Source organism: Kitasatospora sp. NPDC056446 (assembly GCF_042796115.1).
Taxonomy (GTDB): domain Bacteria; phylum Actinomycetota; class Actinomycetes; order Streptomycetales; family Streptomycetaceae; genus Kitasatospora.
Map to the genome: position 1 here is coordinate 35,368 of NZ_JBHTRF010000018.1, position 26,382 is coordinate 61,749.

21 protein-coding genes are annotated in these 26,382 nt (G+C 72.9%); 8 read left to right on the forward strand and 13 right to left on the reverse strand.

Going from position 1 to position 26,382, the window contains the following annotated elements:
- Positions 1-17: 17 nt before the first annotated feature.
- The 3 genes from ACFQ6N_RS13860 to ACFQ6N_RS13870 form a co-directional block, all read right to left on the reverse strand.
- Complete coding sequence (locus ACFQ6N_RS13860; protein ID WP_380649095.1) at positions 18-1,634, reverse strand: MFS transporter; 1,617 nt, start codon at positions 1,632-1,634, stop codon at positions 18-20.
- Entirely contained in the window at positions 1,600-2,046 is a 447-nt protein-coding gene (locus ACFQ6N_RS13865; protein ID WP_380649096.1) for an RrF2 family transcriptional regulator, read from the reverse strand. The genes ACFQ6N_RS13860 and ACFQ6N_RS13865 overlap by 35 nt, the downstream gene beginning before the upstream one ends.
- 161 nt (positions 2,047-2,207) lie before the next feature.
- Positions 2,208-2,711, reverse strand: coding sequence for a nuclear transport factor 2 family protein (locus ACFQ6N_RS13870; protein WP_380649098.1), 504 nt, complete (start codon positions 2,709-2,711; stop codon positions 2,208-2,210).
- 188 nt (positions 2,712-2,899) lie between these two features.
- Here ACFQ6N_RS13870 and ACFQ6N_RS13875 point away from each other — a divergent pair, with 188 nt between their 5' ends.
- Entirely contained in the window at positions 2,900-3,685 is a 786-nt protein-coding gene (locus ACFQ6N_RS13875) for an SDR family oxidoreductase (RefSeq protein ID WP_380649099.1), read from the forward strand.
- A gap of 112 nt (positions 3,686-3,797) precedes the next feature.
- On the opposite strand, the gene ACFQ6N_RS13880 is transcribed toward ACFQ6N_RS13875, so the two are convergent.
- A complete protein-coding gene (locus tag ACFQ6N_RS13880; protein ID WP_380649101.1) occupies positions 3,798-4,568 on the reverse strand; it encodes an SDR family oxidoreductase in 771 nt (256 codons plus the stop codon).
- Positions 4,569-5,325: 757 nt separating this feature from the next.
- Between ACFQ6N_RS13880 and ACFQ6N_RS13885 the strand changes: the two genes are divergently transcribed.
- Positions 5,326-6,642, forward strand: a complete 1,317-nt coding sequence (locus tag ACFQ6N_RS13885; RefSeq protein ID WP_380649102.1) for a LuxR C-terminal-related transcriptional regulator — start codon at positions 5,326-5,328, stop codon at positions 6,640-6,642.
- 94 nt (positions 6,643-6,736) lie between these two features.
- Here the strand turns inward: ACFQ6N_RS13885 and ACFQ6N_RS13890 are convergent, their stop codons facing one another.
- The 4 genes from ACFQ6N_RS13890 to ACFQ6N_RS13905 form a co-directional block, all read right to left on the reverse strand.
- Positions 6,737-7,453 carry a flavodoxin family protein gene (locus tag ACFQ6N_RS13890; RefSeq protein WP_380649103.1) on the reverse strand — a complete coding sequence of 239 codons (717 nt, stop codon included), beginning with the start codon at positions 7,451-7,453 and terminating at the stop codon, positions 6,737-6,739.
- Between the two features lie 523 nt (positions 7,454-7,976).
- Entirely contained in the window at positions 7,977-9,521 is a 1,545-nt protein-coding gene (locus ACFQ6N_RS13895) for an FMN-binding glutamate synthase family protein (protein ID WP_380649104.1), read from the reverse strand.
- A 301-nt stretch (positions 9,522-9,822) separates the two neighbouring features.
- Positions 9,823-10,248, reverse strand: a complete 426-nt coding sequence (locus ACFQ6N_RS13900; protein ID WP_380649105.1) for a hypothetical protein — start codon at positions 10,246-10,248, stop codon at positions 9,823-9,825.
- Positions 10,249-10,419: 171 nt separating this feature from the next.
- On the reverse strand, positions 10,420-11,205 hold the full coding sequence (locus ACFQ6N_RS13905; RefSeq protein WP_380649106.1) for a class I SAM-dependent methyltransferase: 786 nt from the start codon (positions 11,203-11,205) through the stop codon (positions 10,420-10,422).
- A gap of 183 nt (positions 11,206-11,388) precedes the next feature.
- On the opposite strand from ACFQ6N_RS13905, the gene ACFQ6N_RS13910 reads away from it, so the two are divergent.
- On the forward strand, positions 11,389-12,951 hold the full coding sequence (locus tag ACFQ6N_RS13910; RefSeq protein ID WP_380649107.1) for an MFS transporter: 1,563 nt from the start codon (positions 11,389-11,391) through the stop codon (positions 12,949-12,951).
- Here the strand turns inward: ACFQ6N_RS13910 and ACFQ6N_RS13915 are convergent.
- On the reverse strand, positions 12,917-13,867 hold the full coding sequence (locus tag ACFQ6N_RS13915; protein ID WP_380649108.1) for a helix-turn-helix transcriptional regulator: 951 nt from the start codon (positions 13,865-13,867) through the stop codon (positions 12,917-12,919). The genes ACFQ6N_RS13910 and ACFQ6N_RS13915 overlap by 35 nt on opposite strands.
- A 185-nt stretch (positions 13,868-14,052) precedes the next feature.
- Here ACFQ6N_RS13915 and ACFQ6N_RS13920 point away from each other — a divergent pair, with 185 nt between their 5' ends.
- The 4 genes from ACFQ6N_RS13920 to ACFQ6N_RS13935 all read left to right on the forward strand — a co-directional run bounded on the left by ACFQ6N_RS13920 (position 14,053) and on the right by ACFQ6N_RS13935 (position 21,976).
- The gene (locus tag ACFQ6N_RS13920) at positions 14,053-15,885 is read left to right on the forward strand and encodes an RNA ligase family protein (RefSeq protein WP_380649109.1); all 1,833 of its coding nucleotides are present in this window, start codon (positions 14,053-14,055) and stop codon (positions 15,883-15,885) included.
- A complete protein-coding gene (locus tag ACFQ6N_RS13925) occupies positions 15,885-18,764 on the forward strand; it encodes an RNA repair domain-containing protein (RefSeq protein ID WP_380649111.1) in 2,880 nt (959 codons plus the stop codon). Before ACFQ6N_RS13920 ends, ACFQ6N_RS13925 begins: the two co-directional genes overlap by 1 nt.
- A gap of 64 nt (positions 18,765-18,828) precedes the next feature.
- Positions 18,829-20,385: a phosphatidylinositol-specific phospholipase C domain-containing protein gene (locus tag ACFQ6N_RS13930; RefSeq protein ID WP_380649112.1), complete on the forward strand. Its 1,557-nt coding sequence runs from the start codon at positions 18,829-18,831 to the stop codon at positions 20,383-20,385.
- 163 nt (positions 20,386-20,548) lie between these two features.
- Positions 20,549-21,976 carry a pyridoxal phosphate-dependent decarboxylase family protein gene (locus tag ACFQ6N_RS13935; protein ID WP_380649113.1) on the forward strand — a complete coding sequence of 476 codons (1,428 nt, stop codon included), beginning with the start codon at positions 20,549-20,551 and terminating at the stop codon, positions 21,974-21,976.
- Positions 21,977-22,075: 99 nt separating this feature from the next.
- Here the strand turns inward: ACFQ6N_RS13935 and ACFQ6N_RS13940 are convergent, their stop codons facing one another.
- A complete protein-coding gene (locus ACFQ6N_RS13940) occupies positions 22,076-22,579 on the reverse strand; it encodes a DinB family protein (RefSeq protein WP_380649115.1) in 504 nt (167 codons plus the stop codon).
- 143 nt (positions 22,580-22,722) lie between these two features.
- Between ACFQ6N_RS13940 and ACFQ6N_RS13945 the strand changes: the two genes are divergently transcribed.
- Positions 22,723-23,151, forward strand: coding sequence for a PPOX class F420-dependent oxidoreductase (locus ACFQ6N_RS13945; protein ID WP_380649116.1), 429 nt, complete (start codon positions 22,723-22,725; stop codon positions 23,149-23,151).
- Between the two features lie 170 nt (positions 23,152-23,321).
- Here ACFQ6N_RS13945 and ACFQ6N_RS13950 read toward each other — a convergent pair whose 3' ends face one another.
- From ACFQ6N_RS13950 to ACFQ6N_RS13960, 3 genes are all read right to left on the reverse strand, one after another.
- Positions 23,322-24,125, reverse strand: a complete 804-nt coding sequence (locus ACFQ6N_RS13950; protein ID WP_380649118.1) for a putative protein N(5)-glutamine methyltransferase — start codon at positions 24,123-24,125, stop codon at positions 23,322-23,324.
- A 382-nt stretch (positions 24,126-24,507) separates the two neighbouring features.
- On the reverse strand, positions 24,508-25,245 hold the full coding sequence (locus tag ACFQ6N_RS13955; protein WP_380649119.1) for a TetR family transcriptional regulator: 738 nt from the start codon (positions 25,243-25,245) through the stop codon (positions 24,508-24,510).
- Between the two features lie 88 nt (positions 25,246-25,333).
- Positions 25,334-26,185 carry a BTAD domain-containing putative transcriptional regulator gene (locus ACFQ6N_RS13960; protein ID WP_380649120.1) on the reverse strand — a complete coding sequence of 284 codons (852 nt, stop codon included), beginning with the start codon at positions 26,183-26,185 and terminating at the stop codon, positions 25,334-25,336.
- Between the last annotated feature and the right edge of the window lie 197 nt (positions 26,186-26,382).

A 26,382-nucleotide genomic window follows, 5' to 3' on the forward strand; every position in this document is an offset into this window, starting at 1 on the left:
GCGGGGCAGTCGCGTTCCTACTGGACGTTGTTCGCTTCCTGCGCCGGCACGACCGGCGGAGCCGCCTCGGCCTTCGGTCCGGCCTCGGCCTCGGACCCGGCCTCGGGCCCGGCCGTGGGACGCATCCGTGACGCGACGACGAGCGTGAGGACGATGACCGCGGCCATGGCCAGGAAGACATCGGAGTAGGCCGAACCGTTGTGACCGTCGTAGAGGGGGTTGATGGCGTCACTACCGCCCTGCTGCCTCGCGGACACCAGCACACCGAACACGGCGGGGCCGGTTCCGGCCCCGAGGAACTGGGCCCCCTGGAGGATCCCGAGACCGACACCGACCTGCTCGGGGGGCAGTTCGCTCGCCGCAGCACCGATGATGGTGGTCATCACGAGCATGAAGCCGATGCTCAGCCCGAGGATCCCGACACCGGCGAAGACCACCGACGAGCCGCCGGTGAAGGACGAGAGGAACAGCGAGAACAGTCCGATGAGGCCGAGCCCGGAGAGCACCAGGACCCGCGTGTTGACGCGGCCGGCGAGGCGTCCGATCCACGGCGAGAGGAGCGCGGTCACGACTCCGGCCGGGATCATGACCAAAGCGCCCTTGCCCGGCGTGAGTTCGTTGACCTCCACCAGCAGCAGCGGGACGAACACCAGACCGCCGAGGTTGACGACCATGGCCAGGAACGCGACGAGGATGCCGGTCCGGTAGACGCGATTGGTGAACAGCACCGGCGGAACGAACGGCTGGTCGACCCTGGCGGTGCGCACTCCGAAGAGCACGAGCGCCACGATCGCGATCACGAGGCTTCCCCAGGAAAGGGGTTCGGTGAAACCGGATACCTGCGCCCGGGTCATGCCGAACAGGACGAGACCTGTTCCCAGCGCGAGGAGGATGCCGCCGGGGAGGTCGAGCCGTCCCGAGCCCTGCGGAGTCTCGTCCGGGAGTACGCGCAGGGCCGGGAAGAGCAGCAGCAGCGAGACCACGAGCATGATCCAGAACAGTGCGGGCCAGCCGAGCGCTTCCCCGATGCCGCCGCCCAACGCCGGTCCGGCGGCGGTGCCGACGCCCGCACCGGCGGAGACGACGCCGATCCCGACGCCGCGCCGCTCCGGCGGCAGCAGCGTCGTGACGGCGATGATCGAGAGCACGGGGATCGCGGCTGCGCCGATGCCCGTCACGATCCGCCCGGCCACGAGCACGGCCAGATTCGAGGAGATCGCGCAGATCAGGCTTCCGACCGCGTAGGTGACGAGCGCGAAGGCGAAGAGACGACGCAGGCTCACGCGGTCCGAGATCCGGCCGTACAAGGGAATCCCGACCGAGAACATCAGCAGGAACCCGGTGACGACCCAGGCGAGTTCGGCCTCGGAGGCCCCGAACTCGGACCCGATCGTCGGAAGCATCAGGTTGACCATGTCGCTGGCCGTGACCGTGACGAGGATCGCCGGCATGAGGACGGCCAGTAAGCCCAGTTCCGAGCCGGCCCGCTCGGTCGTTGTCGACGTGGAAGTCATACGAGGCCCTTCGGGTGACTTTCCGCCACCATGATAGTTACAGTTAGGGCAAAAGAACGGCGGAGGACATTGCCTCCGCCATCGGTCAGCTGTTGGCGCGCCGCGCGACCTCGCGCTCACTGGCCAGCACTTGCCGGACGAGGTGCGCGATCGTCGTCCGCCCGAGCCGTTCCTTCATGGCCCGCTCCGCGTCCTGGAACTCCACCTCGAGCAGCTTCTGCATGTTCCGCCCGACCTCGCATTCGGCGCTCGGCGGATGCGGGTGCCGCGACAGGATCGGCCCCGCCTCCACGGCGGTGTACGCGTCGTAGAGCGTGATCTCGCGGGCGGGCTGGGCAAGCGACCAACCGCCGTTGCGCCCCTCGGTGGACCAGACCAGACCGGCATCCCTCAGACTGCCGAGGATCCGCCGCACCAGCACCGGGTTGCTGGCCAGGCTCTCCGCGATCTCCGCCGAGGTCAGCGAGTGATCCCAGCGCCCCAGCATGGTGAGTGCGTGAATCGCGACCGCACTCCTGCTGCTGATGCTCACCGAGCCCCCTTCGCGACGGCCACCTCGCCGATCCAACTGCAACAACGCTAGTAGCAGTTCAATCCAGGTGTCAATCCGGCATGCCGGTCGTGGCGCCCCGGGCCCCGTCGGCCTGTCGGCCTGTCGGACGAACGCGGCGACGGGACCGTGCAGGTGCGCCATCACCAGGGCCAGCGCCACTCCTTGTTCTGCGGAACCACCCAGTAGTGGTCCAGTTCGACGCGCTCGAACAGCCATCGTCCGTCCTCGACCACATAGGTGTCGGAGAACCGGCCGACGCTCTGGTGCACGAGGTCCGCCTTGTCGAACCTGACGTGCTCCACGAAGAAGCAGGCGCCGGATGCGCGGTCACCTTCGACCTCCACCTGGTGGACCTGGTTGAAGCTCCTCAGAGCCACCTCCGAGGCGCCCTGGAGCTCGACCATCTTGGGCAGCAGTGCGCTGTAGTACTCCTGGATCCCCGCGCGCCCACGGGCATCGCCGAAGCCCCCGTAGGCCAGGTGCGCGTCCCTCGCGAACAGCGCGCCGAGGCCCTGCCAGTCCTGCGAGTTGAGGCAGTGGTGGAAGGCGTTGCGCAGCTTCGTGAGCTCACGGATCGCCTCGAGCTCCCGCACTCTGGCCGACAGTTCGCTGATCCGGGCCAGCAGGTCAACCTCGTCCGCCATCGTGCATCCTCTCGAGCGCCGCCGGATCCCGTTCCGCCTCTTGCCGAAACCGGACCGAGAGTCGCAGCCGCAGGACACACGCCACAAGGCCCGCACGCCTTTCCTGTGGTCGGTCCGCAATCCTCGACCTCCCTCACGCGATTAGGGTCGAGCCGCAGGAACGCCGACGACACCCAACGGGAGACACCGTGAACCAGTCGAAGCGCATAGCCCTGATCAGTGGCGCGGGCCGCAACATCGGCGCCGCGACGGCCAAGGAGCTGGCCGGCCGCGGCTACCACGTGATCGTGAACTACCGGCGCGACGCGGACGCGGCGGCGGACGTGGTCACGGAGATCGAGTCGCGCGGCGGCACGGCCGAGGCCGCGCAGGCCGACGTCTGCGACGCCGGCCAGGTCGGCGCCCTCGTCGAACGGGTGCGGGCCGACCACGGGCGCATAGACCTGCTGATCTGCAACGCGAACACCGTGACACCGCCCTTCACGTCCTTCGCCGAACTGGACTGGGACGCATTCGCCGCAAAGGTGAACGGAGAGCTCGCCGGCTCCTTCTTCCTCACCCAGCGCACGCTCGCCATCATGCGCGAACAGCGGTCGGGCAGGATCATCTACATCTCCAGCACGGCGTCGGACACCATCGGCATGGCCCTGCCCCATTCCGTCGCCAAGGCGGCGCTGAACACGTTCAGCCGCCACATCGCCGGCATCGCCGCCGAGCACGGGGTGACCGTGAACACCGTCGCCTTCGGCGCCGTCCACACCGACGCCACATCGGAGTTCAGCGAGGAGTTCTGGAAGTACACGACAGACCGTTCGGTGACGGCGCGCAGGGTGGAACCGGCGGACGCCGCGCGCGCCGTGGCCCTCGTCGCCGACGACGGCTTCGGCTTCACCTCAGGGCAGGTGATCCGGGTCGACGGCGGTTTCGAGGTCCTCGACCAGCAGCTGCATCCCCTGGCACACAGTTTCCGCTGACGGTGTCCCGTGGGGGGGCGGTGGGGGCGGTGGGGGGCAGTGGGCGGCAGTGGGGCCGACCGCCGGCGCCCGGCCCCACGGGACACCCGGTACAGCGCGGGCGCCCACCGGACTACTCGAAGTGCCTTACCAACGGGTTGAATTGTCGGTCCAGGACCTCGAAACCGCCGTCGACCCGGATCACTTGGCCCACCGACGCGGTGAAGTCCTCGTCGGCGAGCATCGCGATGCTGCGGGCCGCCTCGTCGGCTTCGAGCAGCCGGCCGGATGCCGATCGGCTCTCGATGAACCTGCGGAGGTCATCCGTCATGACACCTGCGGTGGCGTCGGTCCGCACCGCGCCGAGTGCGACGGTGTTGACGACGACCCCGTACTGTGCCGCGACGCCCGCGACGTGCCGGCTGAAGGTGTTGAGCGCGGCCTTGGCCGTGGAGTGGGCCGCGACGGTGCCGATCGAATCCGCAGCGGTGCTCGAAACGTAGACGATCCGGCCCTTCCGTTCCTCCGTCATGCCGCGCAGCACGCTCTGGGTGAGGAAGTACGCTCCCGCCAACTCCCCGCTCACCTTCCCGATGAAGGCATCCCAGGAGAGCGTGAGCAGAGGCTCGAACGGCGGATTCACCGTGTTGGCATTGCAGACCAGGGCGTCGAGGCGACCGCGGTCGGCGCGGATGCGGTCGAGCATCCCGGACACCTGCCCGGGGTCACACACATCGGCCTGGACGGCCTGGGCCGATCCGCCCGCGGCCTCGATCGAGCTCACCACCTCCCCTGCCGCGTCCGCGTTCTGACGGTAGTTCACGACGACGTGGTAGCCGCGCCTTCCCATCTCCCGAGCGGTAGCCGCTCCGATCCCTCGACTCGCACCGCTGATCAGCACCACCCGCTGCTGTGACTGCAACACGTTTCCTCCCTGGTCCCGGGCGTACGGGGTCTGCCCGTCACGTGACCTTGGCCCTGGACCGGCCGTGTTGTCTCTACGGGTCTCCACCAGATTCCCCACCCCTTCCCGCCGGCGCCCCGCAGGGGCTCCATGCGCCCTCTTGCAGGCGCCGGGGCCGGCTGCGAGGGTCCGTCGCGCACAGGTGCACGGAGGGGTCACGTACCCCGTCGCCGACTGCCAGGAGACGGCCGAGTTCGCCCGACGCCTTGCCCCTTGTTTACCTTTGACAGAAGCTTGATTTTGTGAAACGATTCCCGAACCGTTAGGTGGACCGATCGGTCCGGGATCAATAGAGATTCACCGTACGGTACTTTCCAAGCCAGGGCCCGTTCCGGCAGGAGGGTTTTGCTCAAGGGCGGGGTGGCAACCTCGCGACGCTGTCGATCGGCCCCACTGTCAAACCTCCCGTCGGCAGCGGGGCTACGGACCCCAGGTCGCGGCCGTCCCGTTTTCGCCGAGCATTTCCCAGCCCGACGTCCACCGGCGGTCATCGATGGCAGTGCTGCGGATCCTGCGCTCAGCCACCGGCAGCCTGCCCGAACTTTCCGCACCGGAGACACCGTCACCACCGTGCGGAGCGGCCCGCGCTGTCGCCACCGTCCCGCAGAACGAGGCCGGAAGCCCCCTTCTGCCCGACGTGACCCTGCCGGTCTCGTGTTGTGAAGCGGCACCATTCGTCAGCTATGGGGGTAGCAAGATGGCCGGAGACGACAGGAAGTGCCCAACCGCGAACATCGGCGGGAGAATCGACAAGGCCGCCACGTTTCCGACACCCAGGAATGTCGCGAATACCTACGTACCGGGAATCCCCCTCACCGAAGACCGCGCGCTTCTGCCGCCCGACGAGTTGAACCTCGCCCTGAGCACCATCGAGTTCGCGAATCGCGGAGTCGACCGCGTGATGGTCAACGAGCAGGCCAAGTGGCTGCTCGATGCGGCAGAGCCGCAAGGGAACCCGCACCGCACGTGGCTCGCGATCCTGGCCCTGCTCTACGCCGGAGACCTCGAATCCGCCGACGCGCAGTGCAGGCGGCTCCGGGACGATCCCGCCTGGGCGGGCTCGGCACCGCGTCAGGAACTGCTCACGCTGCTGCAGGCACGGAGCAGCCTGCTCACAGGGAAGGCCCGCCAGGCCGCGGACATGCTCCAGACCGTGCTCGAACCCGGCACGTGGACGCAGTCGGCCTGCCTCGCGGTCGCTTGGCTGATCGAGGCACTGGTCCACCTCGGTGAACTCGACCGGGCGCACCAGGTGCTGCTCGACAACAAGTTGGCCGGCCCACTGGACCCCGACCTGCCGGACCGTGCGCACATCCTGGCTGCCCGCGGGGCCCTCCACATGGCCGGCGGGCAGTTCCGGCACGCCATCGACGACTACATGGCCTGCGGCTGGGTCCTCGACACCTGCTTCGTGGTCAATCCGGCGGTGATCCCGTGGCGTTCGAGGGCCGTGTTCGGGGCGCTGGGCATGCGCCGGTACGACCTGGCACTCGCCCTTGCCGAGGAGGAGCTCATCGCGGCAAGGAAGTGGGGATCACCGCGCGGCATCGGCATCGCCCTGCATGCCGTGGGAGTGGCACGACACGACAACACCTCGGTCGCCGTGCTCGAGGAGGCCGTGGCACTGCTGGCCCAGGGGCATGCGGGCACCGAGTTCATGCAGGCCCTCTACGACCTCGGCACGATGCAGATCCGACGGCGGGACGTGACAGAGGGACGAAGGCGGCTCGTCGACGCGGCCATGGTGGCATACGAGTGCCGCAACGCCTTCTGGCAGGAGCGCATCCGTTTCGCCCTGGAGCGCCTCCGGGCGCCGGCCAACACCTCGAAGCTCACCCGCCAGGAGGAGAAGATCGCCTACCTGGCCCGCGCCGGACACAGCAACCGGCATATCGCGCAGATGACCTGTCTGACGGTCCGGACCGTCGAATTCCACCTGTCCAGCGTGTACCGGAAGCTCTCCATCGCCGGCAGGCGGGAACTCGTCACCGCGCTGAGCTCCGTTCCGTCGTAGCTCCCCGCGCCTTCGGGAGCCGCCCGCCGACACCGTTCCGGGCGAGAACCGAAGTCCCGCGGTCTCCGGCGGAGTGCCCGGCCGGGCAGCCGGATCAGCGGTGTTCGGGGTTCTCGAAGTCGAAGCGGCACCCGGCGTCCCACTCGGAGCGCTGGTTGCCGTGGGCGGGGATGCCGCCGGCGTCCTTCAGCATGCGGGCCAGGTGGAGCTGGTTCCAGGTCATGAAGGTGGTGTTGCGGTTGGTGAAGTCGTTCTCCGGGCCGCCCGATCCGGCATCGAGGTAGGACGGGCCGGGCCCCGCCTCACCGACCCAGCCGGCGTCGGCCTGCGGGGGGATCGTGTAACCGAGGTGCTGGAGGCTGTAGAGCACGTTCATCGCGCAGTGCTTCGCGCCGTCCTCGTTCCCGGTGATCAGACAGCCGCCGACCCGGCCGTAATAGGCGTACTGCCCCTCGGAGTTGAGGATCGACGAACAGGCGTACAACCGCTCGACGACCTTCTTCATCACCGAGGAGTTGTCACCCAGCCAGACCGGGCCGGCCAGGGTCAGGATGTCGGCGCTCATCACCTGGGAGTAGATGACCGGCCAGTCGTCGGTTTCCCAGCCGTGCTCGGTCATGTCGGGCCAGACGCCCGTCGCGATGTCGAGGTCCACCGCCCGGAGGACTTCGACCTCGACGCCCTGGCGCTTGAGGATGCCGGTGCTGAGGTCGATCAGGCCCTGGGTGTGGCTGCGTTCCGGGGAGCGCTTGAGCGTGCAGTTGATCACCAGGGCGCGCAGGTCGGCGTACGACGTCGACGTGTCCGGCACGGGTTCCTCCCTCAGGGCGTCGGGGAGGCCGGTCGGTCGGCGGGCTCCCCGCACAGCTCACCAGTCGGGCGCCGACGGCGCGCGGGGAACTGGGCCGATTGCCTGGCGGGGCGGTCGGGGCCGCTTCGGTCGCGGTGCTCAGGGGTGGTGCTCAGGGGTGGTGCCGTACTCCGGGGCGGAGCCGTCCCAGGGGGCGCCGACGGCTTCGAAATGTCGCCGGTGCGAGCACTGAGCATTTGTCATGACTGAAACACCATCCGAATGGGCATACTTTCGATAGCCCACCGATGGGCCCGGCTGAAGCTCCCCCACGAAGCGCAACCGGGCCCTTGGCCGGCGACCGGGCCTGGACGTGACTCCCCCCACGGAGTGGCGGCCAGGCCCGCCTGTGTTGTACCAGCGACACGCAGCGTACATGTCATATCCACGTAACGCTACCGCCCGGCACCGGACACTCCACAGCCTGGCGGGAATCCGCCGTGCCGGGCGGTGTCCGGCACGGCGGCTCACCGTCGTCGGTGCGTCAGACCGTGGACTCCGGGAGGGGGGCCGGGCCGGCGGCGAGCAGTGCCGTGATCCCCTCGGCGAGGTGCGGGCCGAGCTCGCCCCAGCCCTCCTTGTAGCCGTAGACGCCGGCCAGGGTGCGGGCCTCGTAGTCCCCGTTGAGGATCTCGACGTCGTCGGCGGTGATGAGCCCCGGGTGGGCCACGCCGACGGCCGACGAGACCTTCAGCAGCTCCTTGCGCAGGGTCCGCAGGTAGGAGGCGGCCCGGTCGGCCTTGGAGGCCGGGTCGACGCCGCGGGCCAGCCACGGGTTCTGGGTGGCGATGCCGGTGGGGCACTTGTCGGTGTGGCACTTCTGCGCCTGGATGCAGCCGATCGCCAGCATCGCCTCACGGGCGACGTTGATCATGTCGGCGCCCAGGGCGAAGGCGACCGCGGCGTTCTCGGGCAGCCCGAGCTTGCCGGAGCCGATGAAGGTCAGGTCGTCGGTCAGCCCCAGCTCGGCGAACGTGCCGTAGACCCGGGAGAAGCCCATCCGGAACGGCAGCGACACCGAGTCGGCGAACATCCGCGGCGCCGCCCCGGTGCCGCCCTCGCCGCCGTCGACCGTCACGAAGTCGACCCCGCGGTCGCCGCGCGCCATCAGGGTGGCCAGTTCCTGCCAGAAGCCCAGGTCCCCCACCGCGCTCTTGATCCCGACCGGCACGCCGGTCTCGGTGGCGAGCAGCTCGACGAAGTCCAGCATCGAGTCGACGTCGGCGAACGCGCTGTGCCGCGACGGGGAGGCGCAGTCCTTGCCGACCGGGATGCCGCGGATCCCGGCGATCTCCGGGGTCACCTTCGCGCCCGGCAGCATCCCGCCCAGCCCTGGCTTGGCGCCCTGGGAGAGCTTGATCTCTATCGCCTTGACCGGGGCGCCGGCGACGACGTCCTTCAGCTTGTCGAGGTTGAAGCTGCCGTCCTCGTTGCGGCAGCCGAAGTACGCCGTCCCCAGCTGGAGGACGAGGTCACCGCCGTTGCGGTGGTGCGGGGAGAGGCCGCCCTCGCCGGTGTTGTGCATGGCGCCCGCCAGCGCCGCCCCCTTGTTCAGCGCCGTGATGGCAGCGCCGGAGAGCGATCCGAAGCTCATCGCCGAGATGTTCACCACGCTCGCCGGCCGGAACGCCTTGGCGCGCCCGCGCGGGCCGCCCAGCACCTTGGCCGAGGGCAGCGGGGCCTGCGGGTCGTGCAGGTCGGGCAGCGGGCCGGCGAACGTGCGCTGCTTCAGGTAGGCGTGGCCCTGGACGTGCTCGACGTCGACCTCGGTGCCGAACCCGAAGTAGTTGTTCTCCTCCTTCGCCGACGCGTAGATCCACGTGCGCTGGTCGCGGCTGAACGGGCGCTCCTCCTCGTTGGAGGTCACGATGTACTGCCGCAGCTCCGGCCCGATCGTCTCCAGCAGGTACCGGGCATGCCCGACCACCGGGAAGTTCCGGAGCAGTGCGTGCCTCTTCTGGACGAGGTCGCGGGCAGCCAGGAGCGCCACCGCTGTCGCGGCGGCCGCGCCGATCTTCCGGGCTTGCATGGACGTTCCTCCTCGGTGCACGACCCCCTCGCCGTGCGGTGGAGTCGTCGTGTGTCGTGCCGGGTGTCGGACGGCGGGCGCACGGCCGGGCGGCGGCGGCGTCCGTCGAGGACTGCCACACGATCGTAGGAGGCGGCCCGGACCGGCCTGCGGCCAGGGGGCGGTCCGGGGCCTGGTCGGAGGGATGACGCGCAAACGCCGCGGCCCCGTCGTTCGACGACGGGGCCGCGGGTCGTGAGCCGTCGGCCGTGGGCTCCGGGCGTTGGCCCTGAGCCGTGGGCCGTGGGCCGTGGGCCGGCGGTCAGCGCACGGTCACGGTGAACACCGGGGAGGCGGCGCCCCCGCCGACGATGCGCAGCTCGTTCAGGCCCTTGATCCCGAGCTTCACGCCGAGCGAGTAGGTGCCGGTGCGGGTCGTGGCCACGGAGGCGGGCAGGGTGACCCACGCGCCGTGCTGCTTCTGCTGGAGGGTCACCGTGGTTCCGGCCTTGAGCCCGGTGGTCGTGCCGGTGACCCGGAACAGCTGCCACGCCTGGACGGACGAGACCGACGGCTTGGCGGTGATGCCGGCCTGCACGGCCGGGGCCACCGGGGCCGCGGCGGAGACGGCCGGGGTGGTCTGGGCCACCGGGGCCGCGGCCATGGCGGTACCGGCCGCGCCGAGGCAGAGCACGCTGAGGGCGGCGACGGCGGTCAGGCGCAGGGAGTTCCTCTTGGAGACGATCACGGGTGCACCCCTTCCAGGGGGAGGTGGTCGTTTCGGCCCGACGTCACGGTCGGTGTCGTTCGGGCACTGTCACAGAGGAGGACGCCTCACCGCCCGTCATGGGTTGTGCGCGGATTGTCACGTCCTCGTAACAGTCGACGCCGCGTCAGACGGTCGGGTCAGGTGGTCGGGTCAGGAGGTCGGGGAGCGGCGGATGATCAGCATGTCCTGGGTGTGGCCGATGGCGTAGCCGCCGTCGGGGCGGGCGAAGTGGTCCTGGACGTAGGCGGTCAGGGCGGCGCGGGAGGGGCGGGGGTCGAGGGTGGCGAGGTCGGCGACGTTGACCATGAACTCGGCGACGTCCACGGCCTCGGCGAGGTACGGCGTGCGGTAGTGCAGGTCGAGGGTTTCGATGGCGTAGTCGTACGCCGGGTGCTGTGCGCGCAGGCGGTCGGCGAGCGGGCTCAGGTCGTAGCGGACGCCGGTGAAATGGGCGGCCATCCGCATGCAGGGGCTCTCCGGGTTCTGCAGGACGACCAGGAGGGTGCCGCCGGGGGCGGTCCAGTCCAGGGCGCGGGCGACGGTGCCCGGCCAGTCCGGTTCGGGGACGTAGTACAGCACGTGGGAGAGGTGGACGAGGTCGGCCGGCTCGGGGGGCCGGACGCGGTCGAGCCGGTCGGGGAGGACGAGGGCGTCCGGGCAGGCGGTGCGCAGCTTCTCGCGCATCGCCACGCTGGGTTCGACGGCGATCGTGCGGTCGAAGGAGCGGGCCAGGTGAGCGGTGGTGCGGCCGTCGCCGGCGCCGAGGTCCAGCAGGACCCGGCGGTTCGGCAGGGCGGCGACGAGTTCGCTCAGCCGGGCGTGGGTGACGGGCTTCTCGTCCGTCCCGGCGAGGAACAGCTCGAACGCCCGGCGGTAGTCGGCGCTCGCCACGTCCAGCACGCGGACCGGGTCCGCGTCCCTCGTCGTGGTCTCCATCCGTGGGCCTCCCTCTGACGGCGTGTCGGGCGGGCCCATTGCACACCGGCGTACGGCCGTCCGTGTGCAGGGACGTTCCTGCCCGCGTGTCGTGCGGCGGGACGGGGCCGGAGGGTGGGTCTGCGGTTCCCAGGGAACGGCGTTCCCTTCCCGCGTCCCCGGTGCTCGCGAACGATCGGCCGCATGACCACCACTTCCCCCGGCCGTCCGAACCCCACCCATCCGAACCCCGCCCGTCCGAACCCCGAAGTCCCGTCGCCGCCGGGCACCGACGGGCGGCGCTTGCGGACCACCGTCCTCGCCGTCGCCAGCGCCAGTCTGATGCTGCCATTCTCGGTGACCGGGGCCGCGGTCGCCCTCCCGGGCATGGCGTCCGACCTGGGCTCGTCGGTCGGCAGCGCCCAGTGGGTGCTCAACGGGTTCAACATCGGCTTCGCCGCGCTGCCGCTCGCGGCGGGCGGCCTCGCCGACCGGTACGGGCGGCGGCGGGTGCTGCTGGCCGGGATCACGCTGGTCGGCGCGATGTCGCTGCTGGTCGCGCTCGCACCGTCGATGGCGCTGGTGGATGCCGCGAGGGCCGTCCAGGGCTGCGGGGCCGCGGCGGTGCTCGCCTCGGGTGCGGCGGTCCTGGCGCACGGTGTCCCCGGACCGCGTCGGCCGGTGGCCTTCGGCATCCTGGGGACGGCCTTCGGCACCGGTTTGGCGGCCGGGCCGCCGGTCGCCGGGGCGCTGGTGGAGGCGCTGGGCTGGCGGTCGGTGTTCCTGCTGGTCGCGGTGATGGCGCTGCCCGCCGGACTGTGCGCGACCCGTACGCCGGAGTCCCGTGGAGCCGACGCCCGCGGCCCCATCGACCTCGCCGGGCTGGTCCTGTTCACCGCCGGTCTCGGCGCGCTCGCGTTCGGCTTCGCCCGGGTGACCACCGACGGCTGGGCCGCGCCCGCGCCGCTCGGGCTGTTCTCGGCCGCCGCCCTGCTGGTCCTGCTGTTCGCCGCGGTCGAGCTCCGCCGGGCCGACCGGGCCCTGTTCGACGTCCGGTTGTTCGGCCGGCCGGAGTTCGTCGCCGTGGTCTGCCAGCCGTTCACCGTCACCCTCGGCTTCGTCGTCCTGCTGGTCTACCTGCCCGCCTACCTCCAGGGCACGGCGGGCCGCGGCACCCTGGACAGCGGGCTGCTCCTGCTGCCGATGACCGCCCCCGTCCTGCTCCTGCCGCTGGCCGCCGGGCGGCTGGCCGGGCGCACCTCGGTGCGGGCCGTCCTCACCGCCGCCTCGGTGCTCATCGCGACCGGCGCCCTGCTGCTGACCACGCTGGACGACGGTGCCTCCCTGGCGGCGCTCGCCGTGCCGCTGCTGCCGTTCGGCGCGGGCGTCGGCCTGGCCTTCGGCGTGATGGACGGCGCGGCCGTCGGCACCGTCCCGGTGGAACGGGCGGGGGCTGCCGCGGGCATCTTCAACACCCTGCGGATCACCGGGGAGTCCGTCGCCGTCGCGGGCGCCGCGGCCCTGCTCACCTCGCTCACCTCGGCCCGGCTGCGGGCGGGCGGCCTGGGTGGCGACGCGGCCTCCGACCTCGCCGGACAGGCCGTCGTCCAGGGCCGGGTGGCGCCGGAGCACCGGGACGCCGTGGCCGCGGGCTTCACCGGTGCCCTGCACACCGTCGGACTGCTGCTCGCCGCGCTGTCCGCCGCCGGGGCGCTGTTCACCTGGCTCGCGCTCAGGCCCGGCCGTGATCCGGGTTCGCGGCGCTGAGCTCCGCTCCGGCGAGCCCGGCAAGCCCGGCGACCCCGGCAAGCCCGGCGAGCCCGGCGAGCCCGGCGAGCCGCCGCAGTGCCTCCTCCGCCGGGCTCCCGGGCGCGGCGGTGTACACCACCAGGACGTGCTGCCCGGCGCCCGGCACCCGGAAGGTCTCGTAGTCGAGCCGGACCTCGCCGACCTCCGGGTGGCGGAACAGCTTGGGCCCGTGGGCCTTCTCGTGGACATACCGGCTCGCCCACAGGGTGCGGAACTCGGCGCTGGCCGACGAGAGTTCGCCGATCAGCCGGGCCAGCTCCGGATCGCGCGGCCGCCGCCCGGCGGCCATCCGCAGGATGCCCACCGTGGTGCGCGCGGCCTCGTCCCAGTCGGGGTGGACCTCCCGGGCGCGCGGGTCGAGGAAGATCCGGCGGGCCATGTTCCGTTCGCGCGGCGGGAGTCGGGGGAAGTCGGCGAGCAGCGCGGCGGCGAGGCCGTTCCACGCGAGGACGTCGTTGCGGTCGTTCATGACGACGGCCGGGGTCAGCGGCATCGCCTCGACGACCCGCTGCAACGCCGGGCGCAGCGCCGGACGCAGGCCCTCGTCACGATCCTCGCCGCGCTCCTTCCGGACGGTCGCGCGCCGGGGCGGCCGGGCCAGGTCGCGCAGGTGGGCGCGTTCGGCGCGGCCGAGCCGCAAGGCACGGCCGAGTGCGTCGAGCACCTCGTCGGACGGGCGGTCGGCGCGGCCCTGTTCCAGGCGCACGTAGTAGTCGGTGCTGAGCCCGACGAGCTCGGCGACCTCCTCGCGGCGCAGTCCGGGCACCCGTCGGCGCCCGGTCGCGGGCAGGCCCGCCTCCTCGGGCGAGACCAGCGCCCGTCGGGCCCGCAGGTAGTCGCCGAGGCTGTTCGGGGTCATGATCGGATCCGCCATGCGGTTCAGTATCGCCACACGTCCGAGGGGTGCGGCGGCCGGAGGGTGGCCCCGCCGCTCCCACCCTCGCCCCGGCGGCCGGGGCCGCCGCGCCCGGCGGACAAGAGGGTCTAATTCGGTGGCCCGGGTGGAGCGGCCGCTTCTACAGTGTCCGCCGGACCACCAACGTTCACAGGAGCCCCAGCATGCGCGCGCACTACCCCCGGACTCCGCATCTGCCCTGGTCACCCGGGGCGGCGGCGGACGACGTACGGGCCGGGGGCCTCGGCGCGCTGGCGGGCGCGGAGGTCGTCGTCACCGAGAAGCTCGACGGCGAGAACACCACCCTCTACTCCGACGGCCTGCACGCCCGTTCGCTGGACTCGGCCCACCACCCGTCCCGTGCCTGGGTGAAGGGCCTCCAGGGCCGGATCGGACGGCGGATCCCGGCCGGCTGGCGGGTCTGCGGGGAGAACCTGTTCGCCCGGCACTCGATCGCCTACAGCGACCTGGAGAGCTGGTTCTACGGCTTCTCGGTCTGGACGGACCGCGACCACTGCCTCGACTGGGACGCCACCGTGCGCTTCCTGCGCCGCCTCGGCGTGCCGGCACCCCGGGTGCTGTGGCGCGGCCGGTGTGACGAACGGGCCCTGCGCGCACTGGCGTTGGATCCGGACCGGCAGGAGGGCTACGTCGTCCGGACCGTCCGGGGCTTCCCCCGGGCGGAGTTCGGCGAGCACGTCGCCAAGTGGGTCCGCCCGCACCACGTGCGCACCGACACCCACTGGATGCACGCCGCGGTGGTGGAGAACGGGCTCGGGCCGAACGCCGCGCTCTGGTCCGTACGGTCCGGTGCGCAGCCCGAACCCGGCCCCCTGGCAGCCGCGCTGGGGATTGCGGAACTCGCCTGCCCCGAGCATGAGTTGGCGGAGACGGCGGCCCGGCTGGACGAACTCGGCCGCAGTGGGGACGCCCGGCTGGCCGGCGTGCTCGCCACCGCGCTGCGCACCGGACGCCGGTCGGCGCTGGTGCCGGGGCTGGCCGGACCGCTCGGTCTGCCGCTGGCCCGCCGGGTCGCCGACCTGGTCGGTCTGCACGCCCGCCTGCACCGGCCGTACCCGGACGAGGGCCGGCGCGCCGGGCTGGTCCGGCTCTCCGTCGCCGCCGACCTCGGGGCGCTGCACGCCGTCGCCGCGACCGCCGCCCCCGGGGAGGCGGAACGCGAGCAGGTCGCCTGGTCCGCGCTGCACGCCGAGGACGCCGGGCTGCTCGCCGAGGCGCCGCTCGCCCGGCTGCGCAGCGGCCTGCGCGAGGCGCTGGCCGACCTCGACCGGGACGCCGCCGACCGCTGCTGGGCACAGGCCCGCGAGGCGTACGCGCTCGGTCGGATCTCCACTCCGGAGGAGGCCGTCGCGGCCACCTGGCGCCTACGCGACGGCGGCTTCCCCCGGCTGGTGCAGCTGTGCGGCCCGTCCGGCAGCGGCAAGAGCACCTTCGCCGCCGGGCTCCCCGGCGGCCACGCCCGGATCAGCCTGGACGACCTGCGCGCCGCCCGGGGCTCGCGCGCCGACCAGCGCGACAACGCCGTGGTGCTGCGGGAGGGCCTGGCCCGGCTGGACGCCGCCCTGGCCGCTCCGCACACCGCCGGGTCGGGCGCCGCCAGGTCCGGCGCTGACGGGTCCGGCGCCGCCAGGTCCGGGACTGCCGGCCCAGGGACTGCCGGCCCAGGAACTCCCGGATCCGGCTACGGCACCGCCGTCTGGGACGCCACCTCCCTCAACCACGGCCAGCGCTCCCACGTCCACGAGATCGCGCGGCGCCGCGACGCCCTGGTCACCCAGGTGGTCCTGGTGGTCGGCGAGGACGAACTGCTGCGCCGCAACGCCGTCCGGCCGCACCCGGTGCCGGGCGAGGTGCTCACCGCACAGCTGTACCGTTTCAGCCCGCCCTACCCCGGCGAGGCGCACCGCACCTGGTACGTCGGCCCCGGTGGCACCGTGGAGGACACCGCGGGCACGCTCGACGCCGAGGAGGACTGATGCGTCCCATCGAACAGATCTGCCAGCGGGTCCGCTGGGACGCCCGCTTCGACCCGGCCCGGTTCACCCTGGGCGTGCGACAGCGCGACGACCGCACCAAGCGCGTCCCCATGGAGGCCTTCACCGCCTCGGGCGACATCCCGTGGCACCGGGTGCGCTGGGTCGAGGCCGACGGCGTCGTGGTCTGGGACCGCGACTCCGGCGTGGACGTGCTCGACAGCACCGGGGCCGGGCGCCGCACCGAACCGCGCCGCCTGCGCTCGCCCTTCTTCACCGCGACGACGCCGTACTCCTGGCGACCGGACGTCGGCTGGCAGGCCGCGCCCCCAGCGGCCGCAGCGCCCGCTCGGCACACCGGGGCGACGACCACCGCCGACCCGGCCCCGCCGGCGACGAGCCTGCGCGTGGTCACCTGGAACACCCTGTGGGACCGCTACGACGCCGACCGGATCGCCACCGCCCGCCGCCGACCCCTGCTGCTCGCCGCACTGGAGGCCGCCGACGCCGACGTCATCGCCCTCCAGGAGGTCGAACCGGCCCTGGTCGCCCTGCTGCTGGCGGCGCCCTGGGTCCGCGCCGGGTACACCCTCAACGCCGACCCGCTCGGGCGGGAGGTCGACGAGCACGGCCTGCTGCTGCTCAGCCGGCTTCCGGTCGTGGAGGCCGGCCGGCACACGCTGGGCCCGCACAAGGCCGTCACCGCGATCAGCGTACGGACCGACGACGAGCCGCTGACCGTCGCCGCCGTCCATCTGAGCAGCGACCACTCGACCGACGGTCCGGCCCGCCGTGAGGCCGAACTGGCCCGGCTGGCCGAGGGGTTGGCCGGGGTGGAGGGAGAGCTGCTGCTGCTCGGCGACTTCAACGACGCCCGCTCCGGCCCGTCCGGCCCGGCCGCCGCACTCGGCCTGCGGGACGCCTGGGCTCAGGTGCACGGGCCATCCGACGACACCCCCACCTTCGACCCGACCGCCAACCCGCTCGCCGCCGTCTCCTCGCTGACGGGCCGCCCCGGCCGCATCGACCGTGTGCTGCACCGCGGCGGGCACGCCCGCGCCACCGCCGCCGCACTGCTCGGCGACCGCCCCGCCGCCGACGGACTGCACCCCTCCGACCACTACGGCGTGGCCGTGGACCTGGCACTCGGCACAGCGGCCGGGACCCCGGACCTCCTCGACACCGCGCCCACCGTCCGCACCGCCGTCGCCTGGCTGCCGCCCGAGGAGCTGTGGCCGCCGATCCAGCGGCTGCGCGCCGCGTACGACCCCCAGCTGGACCGCTGGCCGCCGCACGTCAACCTGCTGTTCGGCTTCGTCCCGGAGGCCGAGTTCGACCGCGCCCTGCCGCTGCTGGGCGCGGCCGCCGCCGAGGTCGCCCCGTTCACCGCGCTCCTGGACGGGGTGCACACCTTCGGCCACCGCGAGGACGCCACCGTCTGGCTGGACCCTGCCGCCTCCTCCGCCGAGCCCTGGGAGGCGCTTCGACACGCGCTGGAACGCCGGTTCCCGCGCTGTCGGGGCCGCACGGAGGGCTTCACACCGCATCTGACCCTCGGGCGCGCTGCCGACCCGCAGCGGGCAGCCGCCGACTGTGCGGCCGGGCTCACCGGGGCCTCGGCCCGGGTGGGCGAGCTGGTGGTGCTGTCGCGTCGGGGGTCCGAGCCGATGCGGGCACGCGCGGTGGTCACCCTGGGGACGGGCGAGGTGCGCACGGTACCGGACGAGCCGTCCGTCACCCTGCGGCCCGAGCCCGCCCGACGCGCCGCTGCCGCAAGGGAGTCCGCCGAACGGATCGCCGGGGCACTGCCCGAGGGCGCGGTCCGCCTGGTCGGCTCGCGACGGCTGGGCTGCCAGCTGGACGGCGCCGACCTCGACCTCGTGGCCGCACTGCCCGGGCCCGCCGACCTGCCCGGCGTCCGCGCCCGGATCGCCGCCGCGCTGCCGGACGCCCGCCGGCTGCGCGAGGTGCGCGGCGCCCGGGTGCCGGGGCTGCGGCTGGAGGCGGGCGGGCTGTCCGTCGACCTCGTCGTGGTCTTCACCGGCCCGCTCGACCCCGCCCAGGCCGTCGACCGCCGCACGGAGTCGGACGAGGCGACGGCGGTCGCGCTGAGCGCGGTCACGGACGCCGAGGCGATCCTGACGGCACTCGGCGGCCGGCACGCCCGGTTCGTCCGACTGGCCCGCCAGGTCAAGGCCTGGGCCCGGGCACGCGGGCTCGACTCCGCCCCCTTCGGCCAACTGCCGTCGCTCGCCTGGTCGGTGCTCGCCGCCCGAACGGTCCTGGACGCCGACGACACCGCCGACGACACCGCCGATGCCGACGCCGACGCCGACCTGTTCCAGCGCTTCGCCGAGACCTGGACGGGCTGGGACTGGAGCCGTCCCGTCTCCCTCTCCACGGAATTGACGCCCCATCAGTCCGATCCGGTGTCCGTCCTCACCCCCTCCTCCCCGGTCCGCAGCTGCACCACCCAGGTCGGCGCCGACACCCGCGACCTGCTCACCGAGGAGCTCTACCGCGCCTGGGAGCTCTGCACGGAGAGCGCCGACCCCTGGCCCGCCCTGCTCGCCCCGCCCCCGCTCCACCGGCGCCACGCCGCCTGGGCCGTGGTGACCACCGGGGACGAGTCCGCCGGCCTGGTCCGGGGCCGCCTCCGCAGCCTGCTGGCCGCCCTGGAGGAAGCCGGCGGCACCCGCCTCCACGCCTGGCCGCACCCCTACCGCACCCCGGACGGCCGCACCCACTTCCCCATCGGCCTCGGCCCCGACCCGCTCCCCCCGGACATCGTCGCCGCAATCGCCACCACCTGGTGCCGCCCCCTCCCCGGCGTCCACCTCCGACACGTCGACGGCGGAACAGTCCCCACCCTCACCCGCTGAACCGGGGGGATGTGTGGGACGTAGACCCACATGACCGCGATTCCCCGTGCTGGACAGGAGTTCCATGTCTCGACCCTCCCCCCAGGCCGTCCGTGGCAGGCCGCGGCAGGGGCTGCGCCGGCTGACGCGCCTGGTGACGGCCTGCGTCGCCGTGGGTGCGGCGCTGCTCGCGCCCGGTTCCGCCGAGGCGGCCGGGAAGCCCAACAGTGCCGCCTTCGACAACCTCGGACCGGCGTCCAAGGCGGACTGGATGAAGAACGTCGCCGGCGGCACCTGGCTGGCGGCGCTGTCCCTGCCCGGCACCCACGACACGCTCGCCGTCCACGGCGGCAGCAGCGTGCAGACCCAGCAGGACTTCGGCGACAGCGGCGCCACCCTGACGGCGCAGTTGGACCGGGGCATCCGTGCCATCGACATCCGGGTCCGCGTCACCGAGGGCAAGTACTTCACGGTCCATCACGGGTCGTTCTACCAGAACGCCAACTTCGACGACGTCCTCGGCAAGGCGCAGGCCTTCCTCGGGCAGCACAGCGGCGAGACGATCGTGATGCGGCTGCGCGCGGAGTGCCCGCTCAGCGGTGGCGGCGGGTTCGACTGCAAGAACGACCCGCCCACGGTCGACAACGCGCAGCGCGAGGCGATCTTCCGGGACTACGTGTCCCGGTACCCGAACCTGTTCTACAGCCCGTCGGTGGTCAAGGGCACGAAGGCGGACGTCCCCCACCTGTCGCAGGTCCGCGGCAAGATCGTGCTGGCCTCCTTCGACGGCCTCGACGGCGACGACTACGGGATCAGGTCCTTCAACGACCACAAGGAGGACCACTACAACGCGCCGGACGTCTCGACGAAGTGGGACTACGTCAGGAAGAACATCGACCAGGCGGTCGCCGACGGCAGCGGCGAGATGTTCGTGACGTACACGTCCGCGTCCACCGCGCCGCTCACCGTCCCCTACGTGTACGCGGGCGGGTACGTGACGGCGGGCAAGTACCCCACACACATTCCGGGCGTCAACTTCAAGTTGATGGACTACCTCGACAACGGCGGGGGCAACGGCCGCCTCGGCGTCGTCATGATGGACTTCCCCGGCTGGTCCCTGGTGGACGACATCATCGCCCGCAACCGGGGGAACGTCGTCGCGGACGGCCACCCGGCCGTCTGGCAGGTCAAGGCCGACAAGACGTACGTCGACACCAAGTACAACCGGTGCATGGTGCGGGGGCCCGAGTTCGACAGTTCCAAGACCGGCGGGCTGGTCACCCAGCGCGCGTGCCAGCCGACGGCGCCCGGCAGCCACCAGTGGGGGGCCGAGCGCCCCACGGCCTACGACGGCAAGGGCTACTACTGGATCAAGGCCTCCAACGGCACGTGCCTGACGGCCCCCTACAACAACGGCACCCCGCCGGGCGCCGGGACCCAGCTGTACTGGTGGGGCTGTGAGACCCGCTGGTTCTCGGGCAGCCAGCTGTGGAACGTCATCCCGACCCCGATCGAGGTCAACGGCCAGCGCACGACGGGGTACAAGTTCATCAACCAGTGGACGGGGCTGTGCCTGTCGGTCGATCCGGCCACCGCCTCCACCTCGGGCGGCAAGGTGACCCAGGACATCTGCCCGAAGTAGCGTCCCCGCACGCCGGTGCCATGACACCCCGGAGCAGGCCACACCTGCCCCGGGGTGTCGTGGCACCGGGAGCAGGCCACCTGCCCCGGATTGGCCCGGGACGGCCCGGAGGACGCGCACTACGCTCGGCCGGAGTCGATCAGTCGATCAACGGAGAGCGCCCATGCACCCCGAACTCGCCGCCGACCTCGCGCGGTTGCCCGAACTCCTGGAGGAGACCCGGCAGCAGGCCGTCGCCTTCCTCGACGGCCTCGACCGTCGCCCCGTCGTCCCGGCACCGCCCGCCCCGACTGAGCCCGCCCCGGCGCGGCCCGTCGAGGCGGGCGGAGGGCTGTCGGCGGCACTGGCGGAGTTCGCCGAGCGGTGGGAGCCCCGGCTGTCGGCGAGCGCCGGGCCCCGGTACTTCGGGTTCGTGACCGGTGGCGCGACCCCGGCGGCGCTGGCGGGCGACTGGCTGACCGCCGCCGTCGACCAGAACTCCAACTCCTCGCTGGACCCGGCCGGTCAGCATCTGGAGCGCGAGACGGTCGGCCTGCTGCGCGGGCTGTTCGGGCTCTCGGCCGCGCACCACGGCACCTTCGTGAGCGGCGCGACCATGTCGAACACCGTCGGGCTGGCGATCGCCCGCGAGTGGCTGGGCGAGCGGCTCGGGGTGGACGTCGCCGAGGACGGGGTCGGTGCGCTGGGCCGGGTCCGGGTGCTGTCGGGCAGCGCGCACTCCTCCGTCTCCAAGGCCCTGTCGGTGCTCGGTCTGGGCCGGACGGCCCTGCGGACGGTGCCCGCCCTGCCCGGGCGGGAGGCGGTCGACCCGGCCGCGCTGGAGCGGGCGCTGGCCGAGGCCGACGGGCCGTGCGTCGTCGTGGCCAACGCGGGCACGGTCAACACCGTCGACTTCGACGACCTGCGGGCGATCGCGGAGCTGCGTGAACGGTACGGGTTCTGGCTGCACGTGGACGCCGCGTTCGGCGCCTTCGCGGCCCTGTCACCGGAGCACGCGGAGCTGGTGGCCGGGCTGGACCTCGCGGACTCGGTCTGCGTCGACCTGCACAAGTGGCTCAACGTGCCCTACGACAGCGCCGTGCAGTTCACCCGCCGCCCCGATCTGCAGGCCAGGGTCTTCCGGAACGCCGCCGCCTACCTCGGCCCTGCCCCGGGCGCCGGCCGGGAGCACCCCGGGGGCGAGCAGCCCGACCTGGTCCACCTCACCCCGGAGAACTCCCACCGCCTGCGCGCCCTGGCCGCGTGGTTCACGCTGCGCGCGTACGGCCGTTCCGGCTACCGCGAGATCGTGGAACGCAATGTCGCGGGCGCCCGGGCGCTCGGCGAGGCGGTCGGAAGGATCGACGGGCTGCGCCTGCTCGCCCCGGTCCGGCTGAACGTCGTCTGCTTCACCCTGGCGACGGATCCCACCCCCGAGCGCCTGGCCGCCCTCGCCGCCGAACTGGCCGACGAGGCCTTCGTCACCCCCACCCGCTACGCCGGCCTGCCCGCCCTGCGAGCGGCGTTCAGCAACTGGCGCACAACCGGGGAGGACGTCCGGCGCACGGCGGAGGCGCTGGCGGAGGCCGTCCGGAAACCGGCGGGCGGCTGACGCCGGGCCGACCCGATACCGCCCGCCACCCCGCTGCCGACCGCCGACCGCCGACCGCCGACCGCCGACCGAGCCCAGGGCGGCACCGGACTCCCCCGTTCAGCTCCGGTCGTGGTCCCCCGTCCCGCCGTCGATCAGCTCCCGCAGGATGTCCAGGTGTCCGGTGTGCCGGGCCGTCTCCGTCGTCATGTGGATCAGCACCCAGCGCAGCGAGACGGTGTTGCCCGACCAGGACGTCCCCACGTCGTCCAGGGCGAGCTCCCGGATCGTCTCGTCCGCGACGGCCCGCGCCCGGGCGTAGAACGCCAGGATGTCGGCCGTCGACTCGTGCGGCTCGACGCGCATGTCGGTCATCTCGTCGGCATCGAGGTCGAACGGCAGCGGCCCGGTGTCCCGACCGAACGTCTCCCGGAACCAGCCGAGTTCGGCACCGCCGAGGTGCTTCACCAGACCCAGCAGGTTCGTCCCCGACGGCGTCATCGGGCGGCGCAACTGCTCGTCGTCCAGACCCTGAAGCTTCCACAGCACGACATCGCGGTGCCGGTCCAGCGCCACGTGAAGGCTTTCCTTCTCCTCACCCGTGAAGGGCACGATTTTGGTCATGCGCGGACCGTAGCAGGAGGCACCGACAGTCCGGCCCGAAGGCCTCCGGGCGGCACCGGACCAGCCCGGGACCAGCCCCGGACCGGGCAACACGCCTGCCGCGCCTTGACCTTCACACCGGCGTGAAGGCCGATGATGCTCCCATGACCGCCACACCTTTCGACCCGTACGCGCTGCTCGCGCAGAGCCGCCTCGGCGTCCTCGCCACCATCAAGGCGGATGGACGGCCCCAGCTCTCCCCCGTCATGCCGTGCTACGACCAGACGGCGAACGCCATCCTGGTCTCGACCCGGGAGGGGCTGGCCAAGACGGCCAACCTGCGCCGGGACCCCCGGGTGAGCCTGGAGGTGACCGGGCCGGACGGGCGCTCCTGGGTCACCGCCGAGGGCGTCGCCGCCCTCACCGGCCCGGGCACCGACCCGGACGGCCCGGAGGTCGACGCGCTGGTCGACTACTACCGCCGGGCCGCCGGGGAGCACCCCGACTGGGCGGAGTACCGCCGGGTGATGGTGTCCGACCGCCGGGTCCTCCTCACCATCCCGGTCGACCACGTGTACGGCACCCACCTCTGAGCCACCCGGTTCGAGCCCGGCCCTGACGCCACTCTGACCCTGCCCGGTTTCGGCCTGCCCGGCTTCGGCCGGTCCGGTGCGGTCCGGTGCAGTCCGGTCCGACGCGGGAACCCGGCCCGGCCACCGTCACAGGGGAGCGGTGGCCGGGCCCGTTCCGTCCTCGGGCGCGCTCACCGCGGCGTCGCGGTGACCACCGTCGCGTCCAGGTCCTCGTTCCGCCCCGCCGCCGCCGTCAGCCCGGCCGCCCGGGCCACCGCGAGGGCCGCGGACACCTGCCGCTCACTGGTCTCGAACAGCAGCGCCCCGCCCGGCGCGAGCCACGCGGACGCCTGCGCGACGACCCTGCGCAGCACGTCCAGGCCGTCCGCACCGCCGTCGAGCGCCGGTCGGGCTTCGTGCAGCCGCGCCTCGGGCGGCAGCAGCGCCAGGTCACCGGTCGGGACGTACGGGACGTTGGCGATCAGGATGTCGATCCGGCCGCGCAGCGCGGCCGGCAGGGCGGCGAACAGGTCGCCCTGGTGCACGTGTGCGCCGGTCCCAACCAGGTTGCGGCGGGCGCAGCGGACGGCGTCGGTGTCGATGTCCGCCGCGTGCAGTTCGACCGGGTGGGCGGCCCCGGCGGCCACGGCGGCGCCCAGCGCGCCGCTGCCGCAGCAGAGGTCGAGCACCACGGCGCCCGGTCCGCGCGGCGGGCCGGTGAGCGCGGTCGCGGCGGCGGCCAGGAACTCGCTGCGCCGGCGCGGGACGAAGACACCGGGGTCGACGGCGATCCGCAGCCCGGCGAACTCGGCCCAGCCGACGACGTGTTCGAGCGGCCGGCCGTCGGCCCGGGCGCGGACCATGGCGGCCAGTTCGGCGGGCGTGGAGGCGGCGGCGAGGAGGATCCGCGCCTCGTCCTCGGCGAAGACACAGCCGGCGGCGCGCAGTCGGGAGACCACGGAGGAACGGAGGGATGTGGAGATGAAGACCGGCAACAGAACCCCTTGGGGAGGACGGGAGGAGGGCGAACGGAGGAGAAGGACTCCGTCAGTGCTCCCGCCAGGGCCGATGCCGCGTCGGCGCGCCCCCGCGCTATCCGCGCGGAGCGTCGCCCGCACGGCCGCGCTCCGGGAGCACCCGCTCGGACATTCCGGTAATGGGTCTCACCTCCCTGAGTCACGGTCATACTCGGTGTCGGCCACCCTACCGCACCGTCACGCCAGGATGATCAACGGATGATCCGGCGGTACCGGGCCCGGAGCGGGCGCCGGGCCCGGAGCGGCCGTCCGGCCCGCACGGCCGCCCGGTCCGCGTCCGACCACCGCCACGCGGACGCCCCCGCCCCTCGGACGGCGGGGCCTTGGCGACCAGGCCGGTTCAGACGGGCCGTGACTCCGGCGGCCGGGTGCGGTAGCCGTCGGCCGTGCCCGGGGGCACCAGGCACGGCAGCAGCCACTCCCAGAGGGCGCCGACCCGGCGGGCCCGCTCCTCGGCCGGGCAACCGTCCGCGAAGACCACCTCCAAGCCGCAGGCCGCCGTCACGACCAGGGTCTCCGGGCCGAGCCCGCCCGCGCGGTCGCGCAGTTCCCCCGCTCGCCGCGCTCCGGCCAGCAGTTCCCGGACGACGCCGGCCCAGACGCTGTGGAAGCCCCGCATGCCGGCGAAGGCCTGCCGAGGACCGGCCGACCCCGCCCCCGCCACACCCACCGCGTCCGCCGCGTCCGCCGCGTCCGCCGCGCCCGCACCCGGCCCCGCCGACGAGGGCTGCGCCTGCCAGCCGCCGTCCTCGCGGCCGAGCCGGAACGCCGCCCGGATCACCGGGTCCGCCCCCAGCGCGTCGACCAGCCAGTACCCGGCGTCGATCAGCCCCTGGAGCGGCGAGGCGGACGCGCGCGGGCCGCCGCAGGCCGACCGCAGCGAGCGCTCGGCCTGCTCGAACACCGCTCTGGCCAGTTCCTCCTTGGAAGCGAAGTGGAAGTAGAGCGCCCCCTTCGTCACTCCTGCCGCCGCGGCGATCTCGCCGAGCGTGGCGCCGGCGTACCCGCAGCGGTCGAACAGTCCCGCCCCCGCCTCCACCAGCCGCCCGCGCGTCCGTTCCGACCTCTCCTGGACCACCCGTCCCACAACCCCTCACAACGACAAGCACGTTCCGACCGGACCTCGGCAGCCACGGGCGGGCGCCGGGTCCTCCCGACCGTCTTCCTCAGCCGACCCGGCTGAACCGGGCCGCCGCGGCCTCCGGCACCGCGGCCGCGACGGCGGGCTCGCGGTCCGCCCGCTCCGGCCCGGCCAGCAGGATGGAGCGCTGCAGCCGGCGCAGTCCGACCGACGGCTCCATGCCCAACTCCCGTACCAGGGTGTTCCGCAACCGCTGGAAGGCCTCCAGGGCTTCGCCTCGTCGGCCGGAGCGGTGCAGGGCGACCATGTACTGGCCGTGCAGGCTCTCGTGGGTGCGGTAGCGGTCGACCAGGACGGTGAGTTCGGCGAGCAGCACGCGGTGTCGGCCGAGGCGCAGGTCGGCGTCGATCCGCTGGTCCAGCGCGCAGAGCCGGGTCTCCTCCAAGCGCCGGGCCTCGACCGCGAGTTGGCCGCCGACGGGGACGTCGGCGAAGGCCGGTCCGCGCCACAGCGCGAGCGCTTCGCCGAGCATCCGGGCGGCCAGCGGGTGGTCCTCGGCGTCCATCGCCCGGTAGCCCGTGCCGGCCAGCCGCTCGAACTCCCGGATGTCCGTCATCCCGCCGCCGCTGTTCAGCATGTAGCCGCCGGGCGAGGTGACCAGGACGTCCTTGGCGCAGGACACCCCCGCCGTCGCACCGGCCTGGGCCAGCGCCCGGTCGATCAGGTCGCGCAGTTGGAGGACGTACGTCTGCACGGTGGTGCGCGCACTGCGCGGCGGCCTCCCGGACCACAGCTCGTCGGCCAGCACCCCCGCCGGGACCACCTGGTCCGCACGGAGCGCCAGCACCCCTAACACCTGACGCGGTTTCGGTGCCGACGGCACCACCGACACTCCGCACACCCGGACGTCCAACGCCCCGAGCACCCGAATTTCCACGATGACCACCCCAATCACACGGAACGCCGCAGGCTCTTCCGCCGCGGCCGGCACCCGGGTCGACACCCCAGGGGGCAACTGACTCCAGTGAAAAACAGGACGCGCGGTTTGTCAATACAAAACCGAACGTGCTGTTTGTTTTCAGGAGGGGTGGTCGAAGAACTGTGCGAATCTGCCCGGTGACCCCACGTGTCGGA